Annotated in this window: 20 protein-coding genes; 4 read left to right on the top strand and 16 right to left on the bottom strand. The window is 61.5% G+C overall.

Annotated features, from left to right (window positions below):
* The first annotated feature begins 94 nt into the window (after nt 1–94).
* Entirely contained in the window at nt 95–697 is a 603-nt protein-coding gene (locus tag PM2_RS14495; RefSeq protein ID WP_028699188.1) for an EF-hand domain-containing protein, read from the top strand.
* 48 nt (nt 698–745) lie between these two features.
* Here PM2_RS14495 and PM2_RS14490 read toward each other — a convergent pair whose 3' ends face one another.
* The 13 genes from PM2_RS14490 to hisN form a co-directional block, all read right to left on the bottom strand.
* Nucleotides 746–1726: an LLM class flavin-dependent oxidoreductase gene (locus tag PM2_RS14490; RefSeq protein ID WP_028699187.1), complete on the bottom strand. Its 981-nt coding sequence runs from the start codon at nt 1724–1726 to the stop codon at nt 746–748.
* Nucleotides 1727–1826: 100 nt separating this feature from the next.
* Complete coding sequence (locus tag PM2_RS14485; RefSeq protein WP_016715254.1) at nt 1827–2738, bottom strand: LysR family transcriptional regulator; 912 nt, start codon at nt 2736–2738, stop codon at nt 1827–1829.
* A gap of 71 nt (nt 2739–2809) precedes the next feature.
* Nucleotides 2810–3880: a metal-dependent hydrolase gene (locus PM2_RS14480; protein WP_016715255.1), complete on the bottom strand. Its 1071-nt coding sequence runs from the start codon at nt 3878–3880 to the stop codon at nt 2810–2812.
* A gap of 74 nt (nt 3881–3954) precedes the next feature.
* Complete coding sequence (locus tag PM2_RS14475; protein WP_016715256.1) at nt 3955–5205, bottom strand: OprD family porin; 1251 nt, start codon at nt 5203–5205, stop codon at nt 3955–3957.
* 54 nt (nt 5206–5259) lie between these two features.
* Nucleotides 5260–6459: a benzoate/H(+) symporter BenE family transporter gene (locus tag PM2_RS14470; RefSeq protein WP_016715257.1), complete on the bottom strand. Its 1200-nt coding sequence runs from the start codon at nt 6457–6459 to the stop codon at nt 5260–5262.
* A 54-nt stretch (nt 6460–6513) separates the two neighbouring features.
* Nucleotides 6514–7842, bottom strand: coding sequence for an MFS transporter (locus PM2_RS14465; RefSeq protein ID WP_016715258.1), 1329 nt, complete (start codon nt 7840–7842; stop codon nt 6514–6516).
* A gap of 57 nt (nt 7843–7899) precedes the next feature.
* Nucleotides 7900–8661: a 1,6-dihydroxycyclohexa-2,4-diene-1-carboxylate dehydrogenase gene (locus tag PM2_RS14460; RefSeq protein ID WP_028699186.1), complete on the bottom strand. Its 762-nt coding sequence runs from the start codon at nt 8659–8661 to the stop codon at nt 7900–7902.
* Between the two features lie 21 nt (nt 8662–8682).
* Nucleotides 8683–9693: a benzoate 1,2-dioxygenase electron transfer component BenC gene (benC, locus tag PM2_RS14455; RefSeq protein WP_016715260.1), complete on the bottom strand. Its 1011-nt coding sequence runs from the start codon at nt 9691–9693 to the stop codon at nt 8683–8685.
* Between the two features lie 72 nt (nt 9694–9765).
* Nucleotides 9766–10251, bottom strand: coding sequence for a benzoate 1,2-dioxygenase small subunit (benB, locus tag PM2_RS14450; RefSeq protein WP_016715261.1), 486 nt, complete (start codon nt 10249–10251; stop codon nt 9766–9768).
* Nucleotides 10248–11606 (bottom strand): benzoate 1,2-dioxygenase large subunit, encoded by a 1359-nt coding sequence (gene benA / locus PM2_RS14445; protein WP_016715262.1) that lies wholly within the window; start codon nt 11604–11606, stop codon nt 10248–10250. The genes benB and benA overlap by 4 nt, the downstream gene beginning before the upstream one ends.
* Before the next feature lie 147 nt (nt 11607–11753).
* Entirely contained in the window at nt 11754–12710 is a 957-nt protein-coding gene (locus PM2_RS14440; protein ID WP_016715263.1) for a helix-turn-helix transcriptional regulator, read from the bottom strand.
* 329 nt (nt 12711–13039) lie between these two features.
* Entirely contained in the window at nt 13040–13771 is a 732-nt protein-coding gene (locus PM2_RS14435; RefSeq protein WP_016715264.1) for a hypothetical protein, read from the bottom strand.
* A 114-nt stretch (nt 13772–13885) separates the two neighbouring features.
* On the bottom strand, nt 13886–14677 hold the full coding sequence (gene hisN / locus PM2_RS14430; protein WP_019096260.1) for a histidinol-phosphatase: 792 nt from the start codon (nt 14675–14677) through the stop codon (nt 13886–13888).
* Nucleotides 14678–14807: 130 nt separating this feature from the next.
* Here hisN and PM2_RS14425 point away from each other — a divergent pair, with 130 nt between their 5' ends.
* Nucleotides 14808–15698, top strand: coding sequence for a universal stress protein (locus PM2_RS14425; protein WP_028699185.1), 891 nt, complete (start codon nt 14808–14810; stop codon nt 15696–15698).
* A gap of 223 nt (nt 15699–15921) precedes the next feature.
* A complete protein-coding gene (locus PM2_RS14420; RefSeq protein ID WP_028699184.1) occupies nt 15922–18066 on the top strand; it encodes a TonB-dependent siderophore receptor in 2145 nt (714 codons plus the stop codon).
* A gap of 32 nt (nt 18067–18098) precedes the next feature.
* On the opposite strand, the gene PM2_RS14415 is transcribed toward PM2_RS14420, so the two are convergent.
* From PM2_RS14415 to ptrR, 3 genes are all read right to left on the bottom strand, one after another.
* Nucleotides 18099–18620 carry an acyloxyacyl hydrolase gene (locus PM2_RS14415; RefSeq protein ID WP_016715268.1) on the bottom strand — a complete coding sequence of 174 codons (522 nt, stop codon included), beginning with the start codon at nt 18618–18620 and terminating at the stop codon, nt 18099–18101.
* Nucleotides 18621–18961: 341 nt separating this feature from the next.
* Nucleotides 18962–19405 (bottom strand): hypothetical protein, encoded by a 444-nt coding sequence (locus tag PM2_RS14405; RefSeq protein WP_016715270.1) that lies wholly within the window; start codon nt 19403–19405, stop codon nt 18962–18964.
* Between the two features lie 133 nt (nt 19406–19538).
* A complete protein-coding gene (gene ptrR / locus PM2_RS14400) occupies nt 19539–20408 on the bottom strand; it encodes a putrescine utilization regulator PtrR (protein WP_016715271.1) in 870 nt (289 codons plus the stop codon).
* A gap of 107 nt (nt 20409–20515) precedes the next feature.
* Here ptrR and PM2_RS14395 point away from each other — a divergent pair, with 107 nt between their 5' ends.
* On the top strand, nt 20516–21901 hold the full coding sequence (locus PM2_RS14395) for an aldehyde dehydrogenase family protein (protein WP_019096266.1): 1386 nt from the start codon (nt 20516–20518) through the stop codon (nt 21899–21901).
* The last annotated feature ends 8 nt before the right edge of the window (nt 21902–21909 follow it).

Here is a 21909-nt window from a genome sequence, read left to right as displayed (position 1 = left end):
CCTTTGACCTGGCATTTTTACCAGTTGTGGAAAGGTAGGATACGCTCACAATCAGCACTCCATTCCAAATTTAGCGCTGGGAGGCGTGCAAAACATGGAAGGCAAGGAAGATAAGATGCTCAAGAGCGGGCTGCCACGTACGACACTTGGTAAACAGATAAATGACCAGCAGAACGCCAACACCATTAATGCTGTAGGTGACATCGTTGGTTTCCTGGAGGCTCTCGACCTTGATCGCAATGGTACAATTTCCCACGCGGACATTGTTCAAGCAAGGGAACACCATATCGCTTCGATTAGCAGTGCGCTAAGGAGTTTGTTTTCCTGGTCGGACCTTTGCCTTTCGGTTATTTTGCGTCATGACAGAAATGGAAATGGCGATGTGACGTACGGAGAGTTTTTCATGGAAGTCGAGGAAAAACGCGCGAGAGTTGCAGACGGTAAAGCAAGTAGCACTGTGAATTTTCTGTCATCTCTTGACCGCAACCGGGATGGAAAGATCTCGCATGCCGACATCGTTCTCGCCAGAAAAGAGAATATGGCGAAAATCAATGCCCAACTTACTGAGCTTTTTAGCTTGTCAGATTTCTGTACATACTTCATATGGCACCACGACCGGGATGGCAATGGTGAGGTGTCATATGCTGAATTCCTGAAAGAGATAGCCGAGGGGCGCGCATCCATCACACGCGTGTAGCCCTGTGCCGGCCTCTTCACGGTTTTACCCGCGAAGAGGCCAGTAGCTTCAACCTTGTTCGGCCAAGGCCTGCGCCGCATAGGCATGCGACCGCTGCCGCGCCAGCGGGTCATGGATGCGGCAATCGATCATCAGCTCATCCGCTCCGGTCTGCTCGATCAGCGAACGCAGCCCCTCCCTCACCCGCTCAGGCCCACCCGCCACGGTACAGGCCATCACCTGCTCCAGCACTGCGCGCTCATGCTCAGGCAGGCGTTGCACATAACCCTCCTGCGGCTTGGGCAACAAACCAAAGCGCCCGACGTGCAGGTCCAGCATCCACTTGCGATGGGAACTGGCCAGGTAATCTGCCTCGGCATCACTGGCGGCGGCGAAGAGATTCATGCCCACCATCACATAAGGTTTGGCCAACTGCGCCGAGGGCTGGAAGTTGGCCCGGTAATGGGCAATCGCCTGCAGCAGGTAACGCGGCGCAAAGTGCGAAGCGAAGGCGTACGGCAGGCCCAGCTTCGCCGCCAGGTCGGCGCCGAACAGGCTGGAGCCAAGGATCCACACCGGCACCTCGTGGCTGCCTGGTACGCCACGCACCCGTCGCTTGCCGTTGTCGGCCAGGTAGTCGCGCAGTTCGGCGATGTCCTGGCTGAAGTCACGTTCTGGCGCGGCACCGCGCAAGGCACGTACGGTCGGCCCGGAAGTGCCTGGCGCACGGCCCAGGCCCAGGTCGATACGGCCCGGGTGCAAGGTATCGAGGGTGCCGAACTGCTCGGCTATCACCAACGGCGCATGGTTGGGCAGCATGATGCCACCCGCGCCAACACGGATGTGCCGGGTGGCGTTGGCGATTTCGTTGATCACCAGCGAAGTGGCCGCCGAGCCGATGCCCGGCATGTCATGGTGTTCGGCAATCCAGTAGCGGCTGTAGTGCTGTTGCTCGACATGGCGCGCCAGCTGGCGGGATTCTTCGATCGCGTCGGCGAAGGTCTTGCCTTCTCCGATCATGACCAGATCCAGAACGGACAGAGCAGTCATGGGGTCTCCAGGGGGATTATCAGTGGCTGCCAGTTTCCCTGCTGCGCCGCTAGCGATAAACCCAGGTTCAGGCCCGGTATAGGGGCCTGGTATTCCCCAATCAGTACTCCCAAGGCACGCCCGGTTCCCAGCTGGCCACCAACAAATCGATAAAGCCGCGTACGCGCGGGGACAAATGGCGTTTGCTTGGGTAGACGATGCGGATCGGGTCTGCCGGTGGGCGGTAGGCTTGCAGCACTTCCACCAAGGTGCCGGCGCGCAGGTCGTCACCGGTGATGTAGGTGGGCAGGTGAATCAGCCCGAAGCCTGCGCGGGCGCCGTCGAGCATGGCTTCGGAACTGTCGATGTTCAAACGGCCGGGGTCTTCGCACAGGTGCAGCCCCGCTTCGGTGTGAAAACGCCAGGGCATGGCCTTCTCTCCTGCGAGGAAGGCGATCTTGTCGTGGCCATAGAGGTCGCCGGGCACTTGCGGTACACCACGCTTCTCAAGGTAGGCAGGCGATGCACAGGTCACGAACTGCTGCCAGGCCACCGTGCGGGTCAACAACTGTGAGTCTTCCTTGGGTGCGCCAATACGCACCGCAACGTCTACGCCCTCCTCGACCAGGTCGACGAAGCGGTCGGTGAAACGGATGTCTGCGCGCAGTTCCGGCCACTGCTTGAGATAGCGATCCAGGATCGGAAGCACGTGACGTTGGCCAAACGAAAGCGGCGCGGTCAGGCGCAGGGTGCCTGTGGGCTTTCCGCGGCGCTGGGCCATGGTGCTTTCCACCTCATCCAGGTCATCCAGAATCTGCCGCCAGCGCTCAAAGGCCACCAGGCCTTCGTCGGTCAAGCTCAGCTTGCGCGTGGTTCGGTTAAGCAGGCGCACAGCCATGCGCGCTTCCAGGCGGGCGATGCTTTTGCCCACCGCCGAACGCGTCAGGCCAAGGCTGGCGGCGGCAGCGGTGAAGCTGCCAGCCTTGGCGGCACTGACAAAGGCGGCAATGTCGCCGAAGCGGTTGGGTTCCATGAGCGGGTTCCTGGAGTCATCGAACCGGCATAAATGGGGCCGAAGCCAGCTAATGCAAGGCCACAGGCTGGCTAGGGCGTGTTCGGGGCTGGCCTCATGTATGCGTCTGTCCAGGCGGCCAACGGCAGTGGTGGCTGCTGGTCGACAATACGCCGCCAGATCAAGCGCAGGTCATCACCGTTGAACATCGAGCCAGGCCCGCTGCCTTGCCACCGCGAAGGTACATCCGCAACCCAATGCCCCTGGCGGTCACGGTGAGCCATGTTGAAACGGAAGGTGTAGTTGCCAGGGATGCCCATGCGCAGGTCGGTCACCACCAACGCATCGCCCACTTGGTCGTAGCGCAGCCAGTCATCGGTAAACCAGCGCAAACGTTGGTGCAAAGGGCTTCCTGCCAATGCTTTCGCCAGTTGCAGATTACGTGGCAAACGCTGCATCTCGGGCGCTTGGCGGTCGAACCCGCTGCTGATGCCCTCGTAGTAATCACCCTCCGGGGTCCTGGCCAGTACTCGCCAGACCAGACTATTGAAAGCGATCGGCACGGCGCGCACTTCACTGGCGACAATGCCTTGCTGATCCAGCGCCGCCTGGAAGCGTTGCTCCGCCGCCATACGCCCGGCAAGGCCGAAACCCAAGTATGCGGTACTGAACATCAGCGCCAGGGTCAGCAGGCGTGTCGCCTTTGCGGTCACCCCCTTGAAGATGGCGTAGGTAACCGCCGCCAGCAGCGGCAAGGTGTAGACCGGGTCGATGATGAACACCGCCGCCCAGCTTTGCGGCGTGACTTGCAGTGGCCAGAACAACTGCGTGCCATAAACCGTGAAGGCATCCAGCAACGGGTGGGTGATGAGTACCAGCCAGAATGCGAGGAACAACCTGGACAAGGTGTAACCCTTGCCAGGCCAGCATTTGTTGACCAGCCAGGCCAGTAGCAAGGCCAGCCCGGTAAGCACGAACAGCGAGTGGGAGAACCCGCGGTGGTAGGTCATCTGCGACACCGGGTCGGCGTAGCGGATGATCACGTCCAGGTCGGGCAGCGTGGCCAACGCAGCGCCATACAGCAACGCGCGTCGGCCCTGGATGCGGCCAAGCACGGTGCCTTGCAGGGCCGCGCCGAGTACGGCTTGGGTGATGGAGTCCAAGGGTCGCGCTCCTGAAAGGGACATTTGCGCAAGCTACCTTCATACGACCACGGTGCGCAATTCCCTTGGCAGGCTCAGAACAGCTGCCAGGTGTACACCAACGTCAGGCGGTTCTCGTCGATGTCACTGCGGTAATTGGAGCGTGCCATGGCGTTCCTCACCCGAATCCCCAGCCCCTTCAGCACGCCGCTCTGCACTGCATAGCCAATGTCCAGGTCACGTTCGCGATCCCGCCCTTCGTAACCCAGCCCGGTATCGACATTGTTACCGGTTATGTACCGCACGGTCGCCGTCAGGCCGGGTACGCCCAGGGCGGCGAAGTTGTAGTCGTAGCGTACCTGGTACGAGCGCTCATCGGTGTAGGCAAACTCATACGTCGGCACCTCGTTACCCAACGGTGAAATGTTGGCGAATACCCGAGGGAACGGGCTATCGCCATAGATGCCCTGGTAGCCGGCATGCAAGCTGTGCCCGCCGTGCCGGGCGGTGAACATCGAGAAGAACGCCTGGTTGTCGATATTGCCCAGCAGCGCATCGCCATCCTCACGCGCGGTGAAATAGCCCAGGTTTGCGCTAAGCACCCAGTCCCCCACTGGCTTGCTGTGCTTCAGGCCGATAAACCCTTGTTCATAGACGTCTTCCAACTGCCCGTACCACAGGCTGACGCTGCTCTGGTTGGCGTTGAACGCATAGTCACCGCCCACGTAGTTGAAGGCATCGCTTTCGGCCTGGCGCATCGGCACATGGCCGAGCATGGCGTTCATCTTGCCGTCGCCGCCTTCGTTACGCAGGTGGGTGCTTTTCAGGTGGCCGGCCTGCAAGGTCAGCCCGTCGATTTCCGACGAACTCAAACTGGCGCCCTGGTATGTCGGCGGCAACAGGCGGATATCACTGAACGTCAGTACCGGCAGGTTGGGTTGCAGTTCACCGACGCGCAGTTCGGTCTTCGACAGGCGGGCCTTGAAGGTGGGCGCCAGGCGGCTGTACTCGTCGGCGGCACGGCCATCGCCATGCACCGGCAGCAGGCCGGTATTGGCCCGGTCGGGGCTGCTGTCGAGCTTGATACCCAGCAGGCCCAGCGCGTCCACGCCAAAACCGACGGTACCGGGGGTGTAGCCCGACTTGAAGTCGAGGATGAAGCCCTGGGCCCACTCCTCGGCCTTGGACTGCTTGTTGGCCCCGACGATGTCAGAGAAATCGCGGCTGAAATAGTAGTTGCGGGCACTCAGGGTGGCCTTCGAATCCTCGAAGAAGCCGCCTTCGGCAGCCAGCAGCGGTTGACTGAGCAAAGTCAGGCCCAGGGCGACACAAGGGGTGTGATTCATTCCGAAGCTCTCTTGATCTTGTTTTTATGGGTAAAGCGTTGGGAACACGGCAGTTCATGGGGTACGGCGCAGCACCTCCCGGGCACGTGGCCGATGCAACCTGAGCAGCGCATGGGCCAGCAGGCCGAACAGCAGCCCCCAGAAGGCCGCCGACAGCCCCAGGAACGCTACCCCCGAAGCCGTGACCAGGAAGGTGAACAGCCCGGCGTCGCGCTCGGCCGGCTCTGCCAGGCTGCGGGCCAGGGCTTCGCTGATGGCGCCATACAGGGCCAAACCGGCCAGGGCAGCGATCAGCGCAGCAGGAAAGGCGGCGAACAGCGACATCAACGTGGCGCCGGCAATGCCCAGCAGCAGGTACAGCGCACTGCCAGCCACCGCCGCTACATAACGCCGCCGAGGGTTTTCATGGGCTTCATGGCCGGTGCACAGGCTGGCGGTGACCGCCGCCAGGTTCAGCCCGTGGCAGCCGAACGGCGCCAGCAGCGCTCCAGCCAGGGCACTGGCGCTGATCAACGGGCTGGCGGGTGTGGCGTAGCCGGCGTTGCGCAGTACCGCCATGCCTGGCATGAACTGCCCGGTCAGCGCCACCAGCACCATTGGCAAGGCCAGGCTGAATACCGCCGAAAGGCTGAACTGCGGCGTGACCCACTGTGGAGAAGCCAGTTCCAGCACCAGCGCCTCACTGCGCAACGCGCCGCTGGCAACGGTCACCAGAGTGCCCACGCACAGCACCGCCGCTACCGCATAGCGTGGCTGTAGCCGGCGCATCAGCATGTAGGTAACGAACATCGCCAGCACCAGCAGCGGCTGCACTGGCAGGGCGCGGAACACTTCGATGCCGAAGCTGAACAGGATGCCGGCCTGCATCCCGGCAGCGATGGAGCCCGGCAGGCGCGCGATAATGCGGTCGAAGGCCCCGCTGATGCCGATCATCAGCAGCACCAGATTGGCCACCAGGTAAGCACCCACGGCCTGCTCCAGGCCGAATTGCGGCAAGGCGGTGACCAGCAGCGCGGAACCTGGAATCGACCAGGCGATCACCACAGGTACCCGGTAGCGCAGGCTGAGCAGCGCGCCGAGCACGGCACTGCCCATCGACACGGCCCAGACCCAGGATGACAACTGTTGGTGGGAAAGGCCGGCGGCTTCGGCGGCGTGAAAGATGATCACCAACGGGCCTGCGTAGGAGATCATCGTGGCGATGCAGCCGGCGACGATGGCGGACAGCGAGCTGTCCTTGATCAGGGTTTTCATGGGACCTCTGGCAAGGCATCGGCCGGGCGCGGTGCCCGGCGCTTGTTCTTTGGGTTATGCCTGCGCCGCAAGGGCCTGAGCTTGCCGACGGCCACTGGCCAGGTGCACGGCCATGGCCAGCGCAGCGATTGCGCCAGGGATGGCGAAAGCGATGAAGTTGAGTTGCAGCGGCAGGTTGATGCCCATCAGTGCGCCGCCCAGCAGCGGGCCGACGATGGCGCCGTTACGACCAATACCCGAAGCCCAGCCCAGGCCGGTGGAGCGCACCGACAGCCCATACATTTGCGCAGCGCCGGCATACAGCAGGATCTGCGTGCCGATGGTGGTGGCACCAGCAATGAAGATCAGCAGGTAAAGCACCGGCATCGGGCTGTTCACCCCCAGCAAGCTGATCGACAGCGCAGCGGCAATGAAGAATGCCACCTTCACCTTGACCAGGTTGTAGCGGTCGCCCAGCCAGCCGCCCAGAATTGCCCCGGCCATGCCGCCAAAGTTCAGCGCCAGCAGGAACGACAGGCTCGAACCCAGGCTGTAGCCCGCGTTGGCCATCAGTTTCGGCAGCCAGGAACTGAGTGCATAGACCATCAACAGGCAGCAGAAGAACGCCAGCCACAGCGCCAGTGTGCGTATGGCCAGGCCATTGCGGAACAGCTCCAGTACCGATGCCCCGCTGCCTTTGCGGTCAGCGGCCTGCAACACGTCATCGGCCTGTACATCGCATTCCGGGTCCAGCCGTTTCAACAGTTTGCGAGCTTCTTCGGTACGGCCCTGGCGCACCAGGAAACCGATCGATTCAGGCAGGTAGTAGAGAATCACCGGCAACAGCAGCAGTGGCAAGGCAGCGGCGAAGAACATCGACTCCCAACCAAAGCGCGGCAGCATGAAGATGCCCACACCGGCCGACAGCATGCCGCCCAGCGAATAGCCGCTGAACATGATCGCCACCAGCGTGCTGCGCAGGCGCTTGGGCGCATATTCGTTCATCAGTGCCACGGCGTTGGGCATCAGGCCGCCGCAGCCCAGGCCAGCGATGAAACGGTAGATGCCGAACTCGCTCGGGCTGCTGGCAAAGCCATTGAGAATGGTTGCCCCCGAGAACAAGGCGAAACAGATGGCAATGCCCTTCTTGCGCCCGATACGGTCGGCCAGGCTGCCGAATGCCAAGGCGCCGAACATCATGCCGAACAGCGCGTAGCTGCCCAGCGCACCGGCCTGCAACGGGGTAAGCCCCCACTCTTTCATGATGACCGGCAGTACCACGCCGTAGATGAACAGGTCATAGCCGTCGAAGATCAGCAGCAGGCCACACCAGGCCATGACCATCCAGTGGAACGGGGTAAAGCGTGCGTTATCGATGATCGGGTGTACGTCAAGGGTTCGCATGGCATCTGTCGCTCTTGTTTTTGTTGTGAGGGAAAGCTGTTGCCTTGAGGTTGCTGCTCAGCCGAGGTCGCCGCCTCCTACCGGCAAGGTCACGCCGGTGATGTATGAGGCTTCGTCAGAGGCAAGGAACAGAATCGCGCCCACTTGCTCGTCGATGCTGCCGTAGCGGTGCATCAGGCTGCTGTCGAGGGTCTGGTCGACGATCTGCTGGTACCAGTGTTTTTCCTGTTCGGTTTGCTCGGCGCTGTTGCGGGGCACGCGCCGGGGTGGCGCTTCGGTGCCGCCGGGCGCGGTGGCGTTGACGCGGATGCCACGGCCAGCGGTTTCAAAGGCCAGGCACGCGGTGAGCGCGTTGACGCCGCCCTTGGCCGCGCCATAAGGCACACGGTTGACGCCACGGGTGGCGATGGACGAGACGTTAACGATGGCGCCGCTGCCGCGTTCGAGCATGTAGGGCAGCGCGGCATGGCAGCACCACAGGGTGGGGAACAGCGAGCGGCGCACCTCGGCCTCGATCTGCTCCACCTCGTAGTGTTCGAAAGGCTTGGCCCAGATGGTGCCGCCGACGTTGTTGACCAGGATGTCGAGGCGGCCGAAGGTTTCCACCGCACTGGCCATGACACGGGCGCAATCGGCGTGTTGTTCGAGGTCGGCGGTGAGGGTAAGCATGCCCTCGCCGGCCAGCTCGTGGACCAGTTCGGAACGGTCTACCGCCACCACTTGCGCGCCTTCGGCCTTCAGCCGCCAGCACACGCCACGGCCAATGCCTTGAGCGGCACCGGTGACCAGGGCGACCTTGCCTTGGAATCGGTTATTCATGTGTGTCTCCTGCTTGATCCGTCAGGCCGCTGCCGCGAACTTCTCGTAGTAGAAGTTGGCCGGGGTAATGCCCTGCTCGCGTACGTACTGGCTGACCGCTTCCACCATGGGTGGCGGCCCGCACAGGTACAGGTCCACATCGCCATCGTTCAGGTGGCGCGGCTCGATGTGCTGGGTCACATAGCCCTTCTGCGGGTACTGGCTGTCCGGGTTGGCCACGCAGGCGCTGAAGGTGAAGTTGTGGATACGCGCCGCAAAGTCTTGCAGCCGATCCAGCTCGACCAGATCGAAGTCATTGGTCACGCCATAGATCAGATGCAACGGGTGTTCACTGCCCTGCTCGGCGATCTTTTCCAGCATCGCGGTGAACGGGGCCAGACCAGTACCGCCAGCCAGCAGCAACAGCGGGCGCTGGATTGGCCGCAGGTAGAAGCTGCCCAACGGCCCCGCCAGGCTCATGCTGTCGCCGGCCTTGGCCAGGTTGGTGAGGAAGCTGCTCATCAGACCGCCCGGCACGTTGCGGATCAGGAAGCTGACTTCGCCGTCCTTCTGCAACGAACTGAACGAATAGGCACGGCTCTGCTCGCTGCCCGGCACCTTGAGGTTGACGTACTGCCCCGGCAGGAAGGCCAGGCGGCTGAGGGCCTCGCCCTTGATCGACAGGGCAATGGTGCTGGCCGACAGCTGGCGTACATCGCTGATGGCCGCCTCGAAGCTGGCCTGTTCGGTCTTGCACAGCTGCGACGAAGCCGGAATGCGGATAACGCAGTCGCTTTCAGCGCGCATTTGGCAGGTCAGTACGTAGCCTTCGGCAATTTCGTCTTCGTTGAGGGCGTCTTCGATGAAGTTGTCGCCCAGGTCGTAGCGGCCGGATTCGGCCTTGCACTTGCAGGTGCCGCAGGCGCCGTCGCGGCAGTCCAGCGGGATGTTGATGCCTTGGCGGTAGGCAGCGTCGGCCACGGTTTCATGGCCGGTGGCTTCAATGAAACGGGTAACCCCGTCTTCGAAATTCAGTGCGATCTGGTAGCTCATGTTGCACCTCGCGGGCGAGCCGGCCCACGGCGCGTCGCAGGACGCACCGGGCAATGCTCGCAAAACCCTGTATCAGATGTGGTAGATGTCGATGACCTGGCGCACGTAGTCGTTCTTCAGCACCACCTTCTTGGCCTTGATCAGCGGCTGCTCGCCGCGCAGGTCGAGGGTGTAGAAGCTGGTTCCGAAGTAACTGTCGGTGGTCTTGTAGCGGAAGCTCAGGGTGTGCCAGTTGAAACGCACCTGGCAGCTGCCCTCGCACCGCGAGACGATCTCGATGTTGCTGATGTTGTGCGAGGTGCGGGTATCCGGCACGGTCGCACTGGAGCGCTCGGTCTTGATACGGAACACGCGGTCTTCCAGGCCGCCACGGTTGCCGTACCAGATCAGCGAGATTTCGCTTTGCGGATCGATGGTAAGGGTGTCATCGTCATCCCAGCTCGGCATCCAGAAGCTGGCGTCGCTGGCGTACAGCTCCAGCCACTGGTCCCACTGGGCGTCGTCCAGGTAGCGCGCTTCGCGGTAGAGGAAGTCGCGCACGGTTTCATACAGGCTCATTGCACGGCCTCCACAGGGATCAGCTGCTGTTCGTCCTTCAGGGCCTGGATCATGGTGTCCTGCCAGTATTTGTGTTGCAGCACGAACAGGCCTTCGTCCTCGGTGCGCACGCCAGACAGCAGCGGATGGAGCTCGATCTCTTTAGCGGCTTCATCGGCGCCTTCGACCCAGTGCTTCGCGCCACGGGACATGTCGTTCCAGCCAGTGCCGCCCCCGTAGCCGGTCTGGCAGGAGCGGAACTCTTCCAGATCGTCCGGGGTGGCCATGCCGCTGACGTTGAAGAAGTCTTCGTACTGGCGAATGCGCTTGGCGCGGGCATCGGCGCTCTCGCCTTTGGGCGCGATGCAGTAGATGGTGATTTCGGTCTTGTTCACCGAAATCGGCCGCGCAACGCGGATCTGCGAGCTGAACTGGTCCATCAGGTACACGTTCGGGTACAGGCACAGGTTGCGCGAATTCTCGATCATCCAGTCGGCACGGGCCTGGCCGAAGTCGGCAGCCAGCTGGTCACGGCGCTCGTAGGCCGGGCGGTCTTCCGGGTTGGCCCAGCGGGTCCACAGCAGCAGGTGGCCGTGGTCGAAGGAGTAGAAGCCGCCGCCCTGCTTGGCCCAGGAGCCGGCGCTCATGGTCTTGATCTCGTCGCCCGCCTCGCGCTGCTTGCGCTGGTTCTGGGTAGCGGCGTAGTTCCAGTGCACGGAGCTGACGTGGTAGCCATCGGCGCCGTTCTCGGCGGTGAGCTTCCAGTTGCCTTCGTAGATGTACGAGCTGGCACCGCGCAGCACTTCAAGGCCTTCCGGCGACTGGTCGACGATCATGTCGATGATCTTGGCCGACTCGCCCAGGTGCTCCACCAACGGCTTCACATCGGCATTCAGGCTGCCGAACAAAAAGCCCCGGTAGGACTCGAAACGCGCCACCTTGGTCAGGTCGTGCGAGCCGTCGCAGTTGAAGCTGTCGGGGTAGCCGGCGTTGCTCGGGTCTTTCACCTTCAGCAGTTTGCCGCTGTTGTTGAACGTCCAGCCGTGGAACGGGCAGGTATAGCTGGAACGGTTGCCGCGCTTGTGCCGGCACAGCATGGCGCCGCGGTGGCTGCAGGCGTTGAGGAAGGCATTGAGCTCACCGTCCTTGTTGCGCGCGATGAAAATCGGCTGGCGCCCCATGGTCAGGGTGAGGAAGTCGTTCTTCTCGGGGATCTGGCTTTCGTGCGCCAGGTAGATCCAGTTGCCCTCGAAGATGTGTTTCATCTCCAGGTCGAACAGGCGTGGGTCGGTGAACATCTCGCGCTTGCAGCGGTAGATGCCCTTTTCACGGTCGTCCTCGAGCATGGCATTGAGGTAGTCGAATCCCAGGGACATGGCCAGGGTCTCCCTTGTTATTGTTTAGACCTGGTCAGTTTGGGCGCTGGTATTAGGCGGGAGTATCCGGTTTGTGCGCAGTGATATCCGTTTTGTGCAGGTTAACGGACCTCCTCGCGGGCGAACCCCATGAAGAGACCCGCGAGTTCAGCGCCGCTTGCGTAAGGTTTCCGAGGGCAGCTCGCCAAATTGCTGCCGATACACTTCGGAGAACCGCCCCAAGTGCAGGAAGCCATAGTCCATGGCCAGCTCGGTCACGCTGCGTACCGAGCAAGTGGCATCGCCCAGGCAGGCACGCACCTGCTCCAGTTTGCGCTGGCGTACGTACTGCTTGGGTGTAGTGCCCAGTTGCCGGTCAAACAACGCATACAACGAGCGCAAGCTCATGCACGCCTGCTCCGCCAGCGCCTCGGCAGTCAGCTCAAGCTTCAGATTACGGTCGATGTGGTCGATGATTCGCTCAAGGCTAGCCCCTGGCGAACCCAGGCTTTCGCGGCGGATATTGGTGCTCATCAGGGTTAGCAACTTGCTGGCGACAATCTGGCTGTAGTGCCCCTGCACGCGCGGCAGCGAATCGCTCACTTCCGCTTCGTGGCAAACCATGGCCAGCAGGTTCACGAACCCGTCCAGCTCATCCAGCCGGTAATGGTTGCGCAAGAACCGAACACCGCCTTCTGGCCGATGCCAACGCTGTTCGTCGCAGATCGAATCCAGTAGCCGGGTGGGCACCTTGAGGATGAACTTCTCGCAGTCTTCCGAATAGGTCAGGTCAACCGGGTCGTCGGGGTTGATCAGCAACAGCTCGCCCGGCACGAGGTGATGCTCGCGTTTGTGCCCGCGCCACAGGCAGTTGCCGTTGAGCAACACTTGCAGGTGGTAGATGGTTTCCAGCGCCGGCGAGGTAACGCGCACGCTGCCGCCGTAGCTGATGCGGCACAGGTCGAGTTCGGCGAACTTGCGGTGGCTGAGGCTGGCTTGAGGGTGGGTGGTGCGCGACAGACCGATGCAATGCTGGCCTACGTGCTGGTTCACATAATCGGACACAGCATAAGGGTCGGCGTGATGAAACACGCTACTGCGCTCGCTCAGCAGGCGGCTTTCCATAGGCAAGGCACTCGGTATCGTTATTGTTCTGGTCGCCGCCTCCTGCCGCCTTGTGGGCAGTGGTCGCGGTCGTCACGGTCATTCTATCGGGCCGGTTGCGGGTCGCGGGGGCAGGCGACAACCGGCGGATAGCCACACTACAGCAAAAAGGTGGGGGTTGGGCAATGTGGAGAAGGGATTGGATGGGCGGATAGCGGACATGCCGAGTGAAACCAGTGTTCGTTTATCGAACGGTAATTACAACATCCTGAGCATGGAATACCACATAGCAATGGCACACCAAGATAATTATGTAACTAGCAAAAATATCAATATGATTTGACGATCTTTCACTGCACCGGCAGAAAATTCATCAACAGCAGGCTTTGCGCGTAATTCAGGCCAATCCGCCGATAACGCTCATCCAGCAACTCCGCCAGCAGATCCAGCCGCGCAACGATTTTGCCAAACTCCACGGCAAAACTCAGGTTACTGCCCTCTTCGGAGATCTCGTTGGAGAACAGGAGCAGCACCCCATTCGCGTCCTGCCGCTGGCTGAGCATCCAGGTTGCCTTCTCGATATTGCGCGCCGCGTTGTTGACGAACAGCGGGTCGATGGTATCGGTCATGTAGAAATCGGTACGCCCACCATGCGCGGTAATCAGCATGCTGCCGATGGCGTAAATGAAGGCGCCAACACGATCACCGCGAAACTCCGGGCTCAGGGCGTAGCTCAATGCCGCCAGGTCGCGGCGGTTGCCCAGTTGCGGCAATGGCTGGCGTTGCTCGATGGCGATGCGGATCTGTCGCTCGGCGGTGGCGGCGTCGATGTAGCCAGACATCTTCCACTGGTTGGGATTGCGCTGGTACAGCTTGTTCATCAGCAGGTACAGGCTTTGCAGGTTGTCACGCATGGACAGCGTGGCCATGCGGTCGACGCTGGTCTGGAACAGCTCGCTGGGCTTGCCGTTGCCGAACTGATTAACGATGTCACGGCCTTGCTCCTGGGTGCAGGCGCACAGGCATGTGAGGGCGCCTGCCAGCAACAGGCGGGAGAAGAAACTTGGGTAGCTTGCAACCATCGGCACCGGGTCGATATTCGGCGGCTGCCTTGGGGGTCAAGGCAGCCTGGCCAAGCATAGAGCCTCGAAAACGGAAAAAGTGCAGTGGTTGGGGATTTGCGGGCGACGCTTCAACTACATGGCGTGGCGCAACATCTCCACGACCTGCGCATGCAACGCCGGGTCACCACACGCCACCACGCAACCACCATGCTGCGCCGAGCTACCATCCCAAGCCGTAATCACCCCACCTGCTCCCTCGATGATCGGCATCAATGCCTGCACGTCATACGGCTGCAAGCTGGCCTCTACGATCACATCGACAAAGCCCGAAGCCAGCATGCAGTAGGCATAGCAATCACCGCCATAACGCATCAACCGCGCCCGGCCGGCAACGCCCTCGAACGCAGCCTTGCGCTCGACGGTATCGAACATGTCGGGGGTGGTGCACATCAGCGTGGCCGAGGCCAGGTCGGCGCAGGCACGGGTTTTCAGCGGCGTGCCGCTGCGCCACGCACCTTCAGGGGTGCCGACAAAGCGTTCGCCAGTGAACGGCTGGTTCATCACGCCAACCACTGGGCGCGTGCCGTCGTTCAGGGCAATCAACGTTCCCCACAGCGGCAGGCCGGTGATGAAGGCACGAGTGCCGTCGATTGGGTCGAGCACCCAGGTCAACGGGCTGCTGCCGACGGCGACACCCGCTTCCTCACCCAGAATACCGTGGTCGGGGTAACGGGCCTGGATCAGCTCGCGCATGGCGTCTTCCGCCGCCTTGTCGGCTACGGTGACAGGGTCGTACAAACGCCCGCCCTTGTCCTCGACAGCCAGGCTGGCACGGAAATAAGGCTGGATCGCCACAGCGGCAGCATCGGCCAACTGCTCGGCAAAGGTGCGCAATTCACCGATCTGTTCAGCACTCAGGGACATGGGACGGCCTCAGGACAATGATTAGGGGCAGCATCATACCCGATCGCCAGCCTGCTGCTCATGCAGCCTGAAGCGAACTAGACTGAACAAGACCAGAGCACCGGGGGGCTGCCACACGTGGAGGTGTGAGATGAGCCAGTTCAAGCGTTTGTTCGTCATGCTCGGCCCGCAAATGCGCCATACGCCCGCGCTGCAACGCGCAGCGGCGCTGGCGGAGTCCAGCGGCGCACTGCTGGATATCAACGTTTTCGTCGATGATGTCGACACCTTTGGCTTGATGAGCGATGGTCGCGAACGTGAGCGGCTGCTCAGCGACAACCGCCAGTGGCTGGCGGACGAGGCCGAACAGTTGGGCGATGCAGGCCTGGACGTGTCCACCGAGCTGTTATTGACCCGCGACCCGCTGGGCAGTGTGCTGGAGCGGGTCGAGCGGCTGGGTTGCGACCTGCTGGTCAAGGACGTGCAGCACGAACCGATTCTCAAACGCCTGCTGGTCACGCCCCTGGACTGGCAACTGCTCAAGGACAGCCCGGTCGCCGTGCACCTGGTGAGCGACATCCGCCTGCCCCTGCCCCGGCAGATTGCCGCAGCGGTGGACCTGAACAGCCACGGCGCAGGTGAACACCTGGATGAACAGGTCATACGGACTGCCCATGCCTTGGCGCTGCAATGCAACGGCGAGCTCCATCTGCTGCATGTGTGCGATGCAGCCAAGACCCATATCGCCGATTTTGGTGCGGGTACGGTAACCATGCCTGGCTTCGACAGCAGCGTGCGTACCGCGCAGCGGGCAGCGTTCAACCGCCTGGGTGACCATCATCAGATTCCGCTGGAGCGCAGGCACTTCCTGGAAGGAGCAGCGATCAGGGCGATTGCCCAGTTTGTCGGCCACAGCCGGGCCGATGTGATTGTCATGGGCAGCCACCGGCATGACGCGATGCAGACGTTCCTGGGCGGGACCACGGCCCATGTACTGGAGCATCCGTTGTGTAATGTGCTGGCGATCAAGGCCGTTCACTGAGTTCTGGCATATCTGGACCGGCCGCTTCCCGGGAAAACCCGCTCCCTTAGGGATATTAAAGGTGGGAGCGGCTTACCCGCGTAGAGACCGGCGTGTATTTCACCGGTTGGTATTTGGTACACCAGTGCTACACAAAAAGAATGCATTTGATAATGATTCGTAGTAATTTCGCGGCGCTTCCCTACCCTTTCCCTCAGCGCCTTACTCCAGGATCGTACCGTCGATGCGTCGCACGTTCGTTTCGCTTTGTGTGCTTCATGCTGTCTCCCCGCTGGCCTTTGCCGAGCCCGAACCGCTCAGCGACCCTGCCCAGATTGAACTCCAGGCTTTGAACATCACCAGCAACGCCGACAGCGAACGCGCCGACGGCCCGGTCTTTGGCTACAAGGCCACCCGCTCGGCCAGCGCCACCCGCACCGACACGGCGCTGCACGAAACGCCGCAGTCGGTCAGCGTGGTGCCCAAGGATGTGCTGACCGATACGGCCAGCACCCGCCTGCAAGACGCCCTGGATTATGCCGGTGGCGTGGGCCGCGCCAACAACTTTGGCGGGCAGGGCCTGACCACGGTCACTGTCCGTGGTTTCACCACTGGCGAGTACTACCGCAACGGCTTCCCAATGAACCGCGGTTACCCGAATGCGCCTGATGCCAACAGCGTCGAGCGTCTGGAAGTGATCCGTGGCCCGGCCAGCAGCCTGTACGGCCGTGGCGACCCCGGCGGCACCTTCAATGTGGTTACCAAGCAGCCGCAGGCTGAACAGCAGGTAACCCTGGGCAGCCAGCTCGACGATCAGGGCATGCACCGCGCCACCCTCGACGCCACCGGTGCCTTGAACCAGGACGGCAGCCTGGCCTATCGCCTGAATGTGTTGGGCGAAGGTGGCGACAGCTTCCGCGACAACATCGAAAGCGAACGCTACGACGTCGCGCCGGTGCTGAGCTGGCAGGTGAACGATGCGACCAAAATCGTCTTTGAAGGCGACTTCATGCGTAACAACCACCCGCTTGACCGTGGCCTGACGCATTACACCAACCAGGCTGGCAGCGCCTCGCGCGATACCAACATCTGGGGCAAAGGCAGCGACAACATGCTGCACAACGATAACAACATGGCGCAGTTGCGTTTCGAGCATGCGCTCAATGATGACTGGACCCTGGGCGGCGGCATGCAGTGGCTGGACGGTACCCTCAAGGGCAACGCCATCGAGGCCAACCGCTTGCAGGCCGATGGCCGGACCCTGGGGCGTAACTTCAACTACCGCAAGCTGGAATGGCGCGACCGCGACTACCAGCTCAACCTGACCGGGCATTTTGACACCGGTGGTTTCAGCCATACGTTGCTTACAGGCGTCGAGTACGAAGACTACGACTACAACTCGATCATCCAGCGTTCGGCTACCACTCCAACGTCCTATCCAATCGACCTTTTCGATCCGGTATATGACCAGTCGCGCCCAGCCCTATTGAGTACACCCACCACCCATGACAAGGAAAACCTCAAAACCTGGGCATTTTTCGTTCAGGACCAGGTTGCCCTGACCGAGCGCCTTAAAGCTTTGGCAGGTGTGCGCTTTGAACGCTTTGAACATGACTATGTCAACAAGCTCAACAGTGCGGGTAACTTCGATAAAGGCGAGAACGGTGTAACCCCGCGGTTCGGCCTGCTGTTTGACCTGACCGATACCGTCGCGGTCTATGCCAACACCGCACGCTCATTCAAGCCCAATAGTGGCGCGCCTGCCGGTGCAACAGGGCGTGGTTTCGACCCCGAGAAAGGCAAGTCCTACGAACTGGGTGTGAAATGGGAGGCACTTGATCGCCAGTTGAGCGTTGACGCGGCGATCTACCACATCGTCAAGGAAAACGTGCTGGCCAACGATCCCAGCGACCCTACCGGCACCTACAAAATCGCAGCCGGCGAAGTGCGCAGCCGTGGCCTGGACATCAACGTTGCCGGCAACATCACGCCTGAGTGGCGGGTGATTGGTGGCTATTCGTACGTGGATGCCCAAGTCACCAAGGATACCAGCCTGCCGACCGGCACGCGCCTGGCAAACATCCCGCGCAACAGCTTCAGCCTGCTCAACACGTATGAATTCCAGGATGGCGTGGCCAAGGGGCTGGGCCTGGGCGTTGGCGTAAAGTATGTGGATGATCGTCAAGGCCAGACCGCCGCGACGACCTACACCATGGAGCAATACACCGTGGTCGATTTGCTGAGCTTCTACCAGGTCAACGAACACGTCCGTCTGAACCTGGATGTGAAAAACGTGTTCAACAAAGGCTATGACGAGGGGGCGTTCAACAGCTATGTGTACCCGGGGGCGCCTCGGACAGTGCAGGCTGGGGTTTCGTATACCTTCTGACGGGTGTGGGGCCGCCTGGCGGCCCCAAACTGCTAGAAACCCTTGCTGTAGAACAGCGAGTACGACTCGATCCCGTCGTTGGGCTGCTTGATGCCCGCATTGGAGTAATGCATCGCACGGATTCCCACCTTTTGCTCCCCCGGCAACTTCAAGCCAAAACCGATGCGGTCTTCGAAGTTGACCGAAGAACCCAGACGCTGATCGCCCACGTCGGTCTTGGAGAACGCCGCCAGGCCAATGCCGGCCTCGATGTACGGCGTGTAGGTGAAACCGCTGAACTCATAGGTAAACACCGGGCTGAACGACAGCGAATGTGCGCCACTGGCGTCCCCGCCCTCCCAGTAGGTGTACGCGGCGTCCCAATACCCGCTCAGATAACCGGTGCTGCTTTCCATCCATTTCTTGTCCCAGTCGAACGACATGCCAATACGGTAGGTCATGTCACCTTGGCCTGTGGCGCCAACGGCACCGGACACCTGAGCGGCGTGGGCCAGGCTGGCCCCTGCAAAGGCCAGCACTGCGGCGGCCAGCGATGCTGCCAGACGGGTTTTCATCAACAACTCTCCTGATGGTCTACACGGCAAGCGGGGGCTTGAGCCCCTCGATCTTATGTAGTGCCCGGCACTTCCAGTGCCGGTCACACGAAGTAATAGTTTTTTGATTATTGTCCAGATAATCAGAAAGTTGAAAGTGAAATGCCACTATTGGCTAATTCGCTTCTTCAAGATGGGCCTCGCCGTGCGCAGGGCTGCAGTCGTACTCCGCGTCAGGGGTTCGAGCACACCCGGGATCAATGCATAACCCCGCTCGTCCAACATCTCCAGTTGAAGGCTCAGGTTCATGGCGATGTGCTCCGACCCGGCAGGAGTACATGCGTACTCCTGCCCGTTATCCATTAACGCCAGTTAAGGCTCACCGTCGTAGGGGCTTTTCCGTTAACAGTCACCATTTGTTGCACCGTCTGCCCTTGAGCGTTACCGGTGACTTTGTATTTGCCAGGCGGCAACTGCACATACAGCAGCGGCCCGGCATCCATGACGCTGAGTACGGGCTGCCCCTGGGCGTTCTGGATATCGACATTGGCACCGCTCTGGAACTTGCCTTCCGGCCCCTTAGAAAGCTCTACGTGCAAGTCGTAACCTGGGGTTTTGCGCAGGGCGTTGGCCTCATCCTGGCCGATGCCTCCCTGCAGAAAGCGCACGCCGTTCTGTTCCTGTGGTTGTAACTGAACGGCCTGCATATCGATGGGGGCATTGAGGTTGGCGGCGGCTGCCAAGGTCCATGGCATGGCCAAGGCGACCAGCAGTGCCGCACCAAGGGCATAGTGATGGTTACGCATGGTACGTCCCTCCTTCAGAGGATGGCTTACCTAGTCTCTGATCCTTCAGGCGTACCGGTGTTCGTGCCGATATGTGGTTACCCTCGTGATATTCGGCTCTAACTCATGATGCGAACGTATATTTATAGGAATATCAGGATGTTATACGCGTTTCTTCAAGAAGCTTCACAAACATGCTCAAGCTGCGCGATACCGTGCCCCGCCGCCACACCAGCCAGGTTTTCAGGTAGCGGAAATCCTCCGACATCGGCCACGCACTGACGGTGCTGCACCCGGGCATATTGTCGAGCATGCTGCGCGGCATCATGGCCAGGCCTGCGCCAGCGCTGACGCAGGCCAGCATGCCGTGGTAAGACTCCATCTCGTGGATCTTGCCCGGCACCGCCTGGTCCTGCACGAACCAGTTTTCAAAGTGATGGCGGTAGGAGCAGTTGGCGCGGAAGGCGTAGATGCTCTCCCCGTTCACGTCCTGTGCACGGGTAACCGGGGCATGGTTGAGCGGCGCGATCACCATCATCTCTTCCTCGAACACGGGCATGCCCTCCAGTGTCGGGTGCAGCACCGGGCCATCGACGAACGCCGCCACCAGGCGACCCGACAACACGCCTTCCAGCATCGTACCCGAAGGGCCGGTAGACAGGTCCAGGTCGACCTTGGGATAGCGCTGGTTGTAGGCCGCCAGCAGCGCCGGGATGCGCACGGCCGCGGTGCTTTCCAGCGAGCCCAGGGCGAAGGTGCCCTGCGGGTCTTCACCGGCCACGGTCAAACGCGCCTCGTGAACCAGGTCGAGAATGCGCCGGGTGTATTCGAGAAAATTCCAACCGGCAGGCGACAGGCGCAGGCGGCTCTTTTCGCGGATGAACAGTTCAACGCCGAGGTCTTGCTCCAGTTGCTTGATGCGTGTGGTCAGGTTCGACGGCACCCGATGGATGTGCTGCGCGGCGGCACTGATGCTGCCCTGCTCTGCCACGGCCTTGAAGATCTCCAGTTGCACCAGGTCCACAGCCTTTCTCCAAACGTGAATGTTTCGCTCATTATTATTCAGTTTTCATTAAAGCCATAGCCCACTAGTCTGGCGTCACTGAATTAACAACAACGAGAGTGTCCGCCATGAGCGCGATCAGCAGTCTGACCCACGCCATCTCCCTCGACCCGTACAGCGGCGAGCAGATCGGCGCCTACCCGTTCGACACCGACGCCGCACTGGAAGCGGCGCTGCAACGTGCCAAGGTTGGCTACCGCCAGTGGCGCCAAGTGTCGCTGGGTCAGCGCAGCGAGTACCTGCTCGCCCTGGCCAGCACCCTCGAAGCCAAAGCCGAAGCCTTCGCCCAGATGATCAGCCGCGAAATCGGCAAGCCAGTCGCCCAGGCCCGTGGCGAAGTCAGCAAGTGCGTTGGCCTGTGCCGTTGGTACGCCGAGCACGGCCCAGCCATGCTCGCGCCTGAGCCTACCCAGGTTGAAAAAGCCCGTATCGAATACCGTCCGCTTGGCCCGATCCTGGCCGTGATGCCCTGGAACTTCCCGGTCTGGCAGGTATTGCGCGGCGCCGTGCCGGCGATCCTGGCGGGTAACACGTATGTACTCAAGCATGCGCCGAACGTGATGGGCAGCGCCTACCTGCTGGGCGAGCTGTTCAAGGATGCCGGGCTGCCAGAGGGCGTGTTCGAAGTGCTGAACGTGACCCCGGATGGCGTCACCCGCGCCATCAACGACACGCGCATTGCCGCCGTGACCCTAACCGGCAGCGTACGTGCCGGCATGGCGATCGGTGCCCAGGCCGGTGCCGCGCTGAAGAAGTGCGTGCTGGAGCTGGGTGGTTCCGACCCGTTCATCGTGTTGGCCGACGCCGACCTGGATGCCGCCGTCAAGGCTGCGGTCATCGGCCGCTACCAGAACACCGGCCAGGTCTGCGCCGCGGCCAAGCGTCTGATCGTCGAAGAAAGCATCGTTGACGAATTCACCCGCAAGTTCGTTGAAGCCACCCGTGAACTGAAAGTGGGCAACCCACTGGACGACGACACCTACATTGGCCCGATGGCCCGTTACGACCTGCGCGATGAGCTGGACGGCCAGGTGCAAGCGACCCTCGCCGAAGGCGCCACCCTGCTGCTTGGCGGCAACAAAGTCGAGGGCGTGGCCAACTTCTACGCGCCGACCGTGTTCGCCAACGTCACGCCGGGCATGACGGCGTTCAAGCAGGAGCTGTTCGGGCCGGTGGCCGCGATCATCACTGCCCGTGATGCCGACCATGCGGTGGAGCTGGCAAACGATAGCGAGTTCGGCCTGGCCGCGACCATCTACACCGCCGACTATGCGCTGGCCGAGCGCATGACCGCAGCACTGGATACCGGTGGTGTGTTCATCAACGGTTACTGCGCTTCCGATCCCCGCGTGGCGTTTGGCGGTGTGAAGAAGAGCGGTTTCGGGCGTGAGCTGTCGCACTTTGGTGTGCGTGAGTTCACCAATGCCCAGACGGTGTGGCTGGACCGCAACTGATTCAGAAC

The organism is Pseudomonas monteilii NBRC 103158 = DSM 14164 (assembly GCF_000730605.1).
In the GTDB taxonomy this organism is placed as follows: domain Bacteria; phylum Pseudomonadota; class Gammaproteobacteria; order Pseudomonadales; family Pseudomonadaceae; genus Aquipseudomonas; species Aquipseudomonas monteilii.
This window is presented reverse-complemented; position numbering and strand designations above follow the sequence as displayed.

Coding starts and splice junctions, on each gene's coding strand:
- PM2_RS14495 (WP_028699188.1), top strand. CDS start 95: ATGGAAGGCAAGGAAGATAAGATGCTCAAGAGCGGGCTGCCACGTACG.
- PM2_RS14490 (WP_028699187.1), bottom strand. CDS start 1,726: ATGACTGCTCTGTCCGTTCTGGATCTGGTCATGATCGGAGAAGGCAAG.
- PM2_RS14485 (WP_016715254.1), bottom strand. CDS start 2,738: ATGGAACCCAACCGCTTCGGCGACATTGCCGCCTTTGTCAGTGCCGCC.
- PM2_RS14475 (WP_016715256.1), bottom strand. CDS start 5,205: ATGAATCACACCCCTTGTGTCGCCCTGGGCCTGACTTTGCTCAGTCAA.
- PM2_RS14470 (WP_016715257.1), bottom strand. CDS start 6,459: ATGAAAACCCTGATCAAGGACAGCTCGCTGTCCGCCATCGTCGCCGGC.
- PM2_RS14465 (WP_016715258.1), bottom strand. CDS start 7,842: ATGCGAACCCTTGACGTACACCCGATCATCGATAACGCACGCTTTACC.
- PM2_RS14460 (WP_028699186.1), bottom strand. CDS start 8,661: ATGAATAACCGATTCCAAGGCAAGGTCGCCCTGGTCACCGGTGCCGCT.
- benC (WP_016715260.1), bottom strand. CDS start 9,693: ATGAGCTACCAGATCGCACTGAATTTCGAAGACGGGGTTACCCGTTTC.
- benB (WP_016715261.1), bottom strand. CDS start 10,251: ATGAGCCTGTATGAAACCGTGCGCGACTTCCTCTACCGCGAAGCGCGC.
- benA (WP_016715262.1), bottom strand. CDS start 11,606: ATGTCCCTGGGATTCGACTACCTCAATGCCATGCTCGAGGACGACCGT.
- PM2_RS14440 (WP_016715263.1), bottom strand. CDS start 12,710: ATGGAAAGCCGCCTGCTGAGCGAGCGCAGTAGCGTGTTTCATCACGCC.
- PM2_RS14435 (WP_016715264.1), bottom strand. CDS start 13,771: ATGGTTGCAAGCTACCCAAGTTTCTTCTCCCGCCTGTTGCTGGCAGGC.
- hisN (WP_019096260.1), bottom strand. CDS start 14,677: ATGTCCCTGAGTGCTGAACAGATCGGTGAATTGCGCACCTTTGCCGAG.
- PM2_RS14425 (WP_028699185.1), top strand. CDS start 14,808: ATGAGCCAGTTCAAGCGTTTGTTCGTCATGCTCGGCCCGCAAATGCGC.
- PM2_RS14420 (WP_028699184.1), top strand. CDS start 15,922: ATGCGTCGCACGTTCGTTTCGCTTTGTGTGCTTCATGCTGTCTCCCCG.
- PM2_RS14415 (WP_016715268.1), bottom strand. CDS start 18,620: ATGAAAACCCGTCTGGCAGCATCGCTGGCCGCCGCAGTGCTGGCCTTT.
- PM2_RS14405 (WP_016715270.1), bottom strand. CDS start 19,405: ATGCGTAACCATCACTATGCCCTTGGTGCGGCACTGCTGGTCGCCTTG.
- PM2_RS14395 (WP_019096266.1), top strand. CDS start 20,516: ATGAGCGCGATCAGCAGTCTGACCCACGCCATCTCCCTCGACCCGTAC.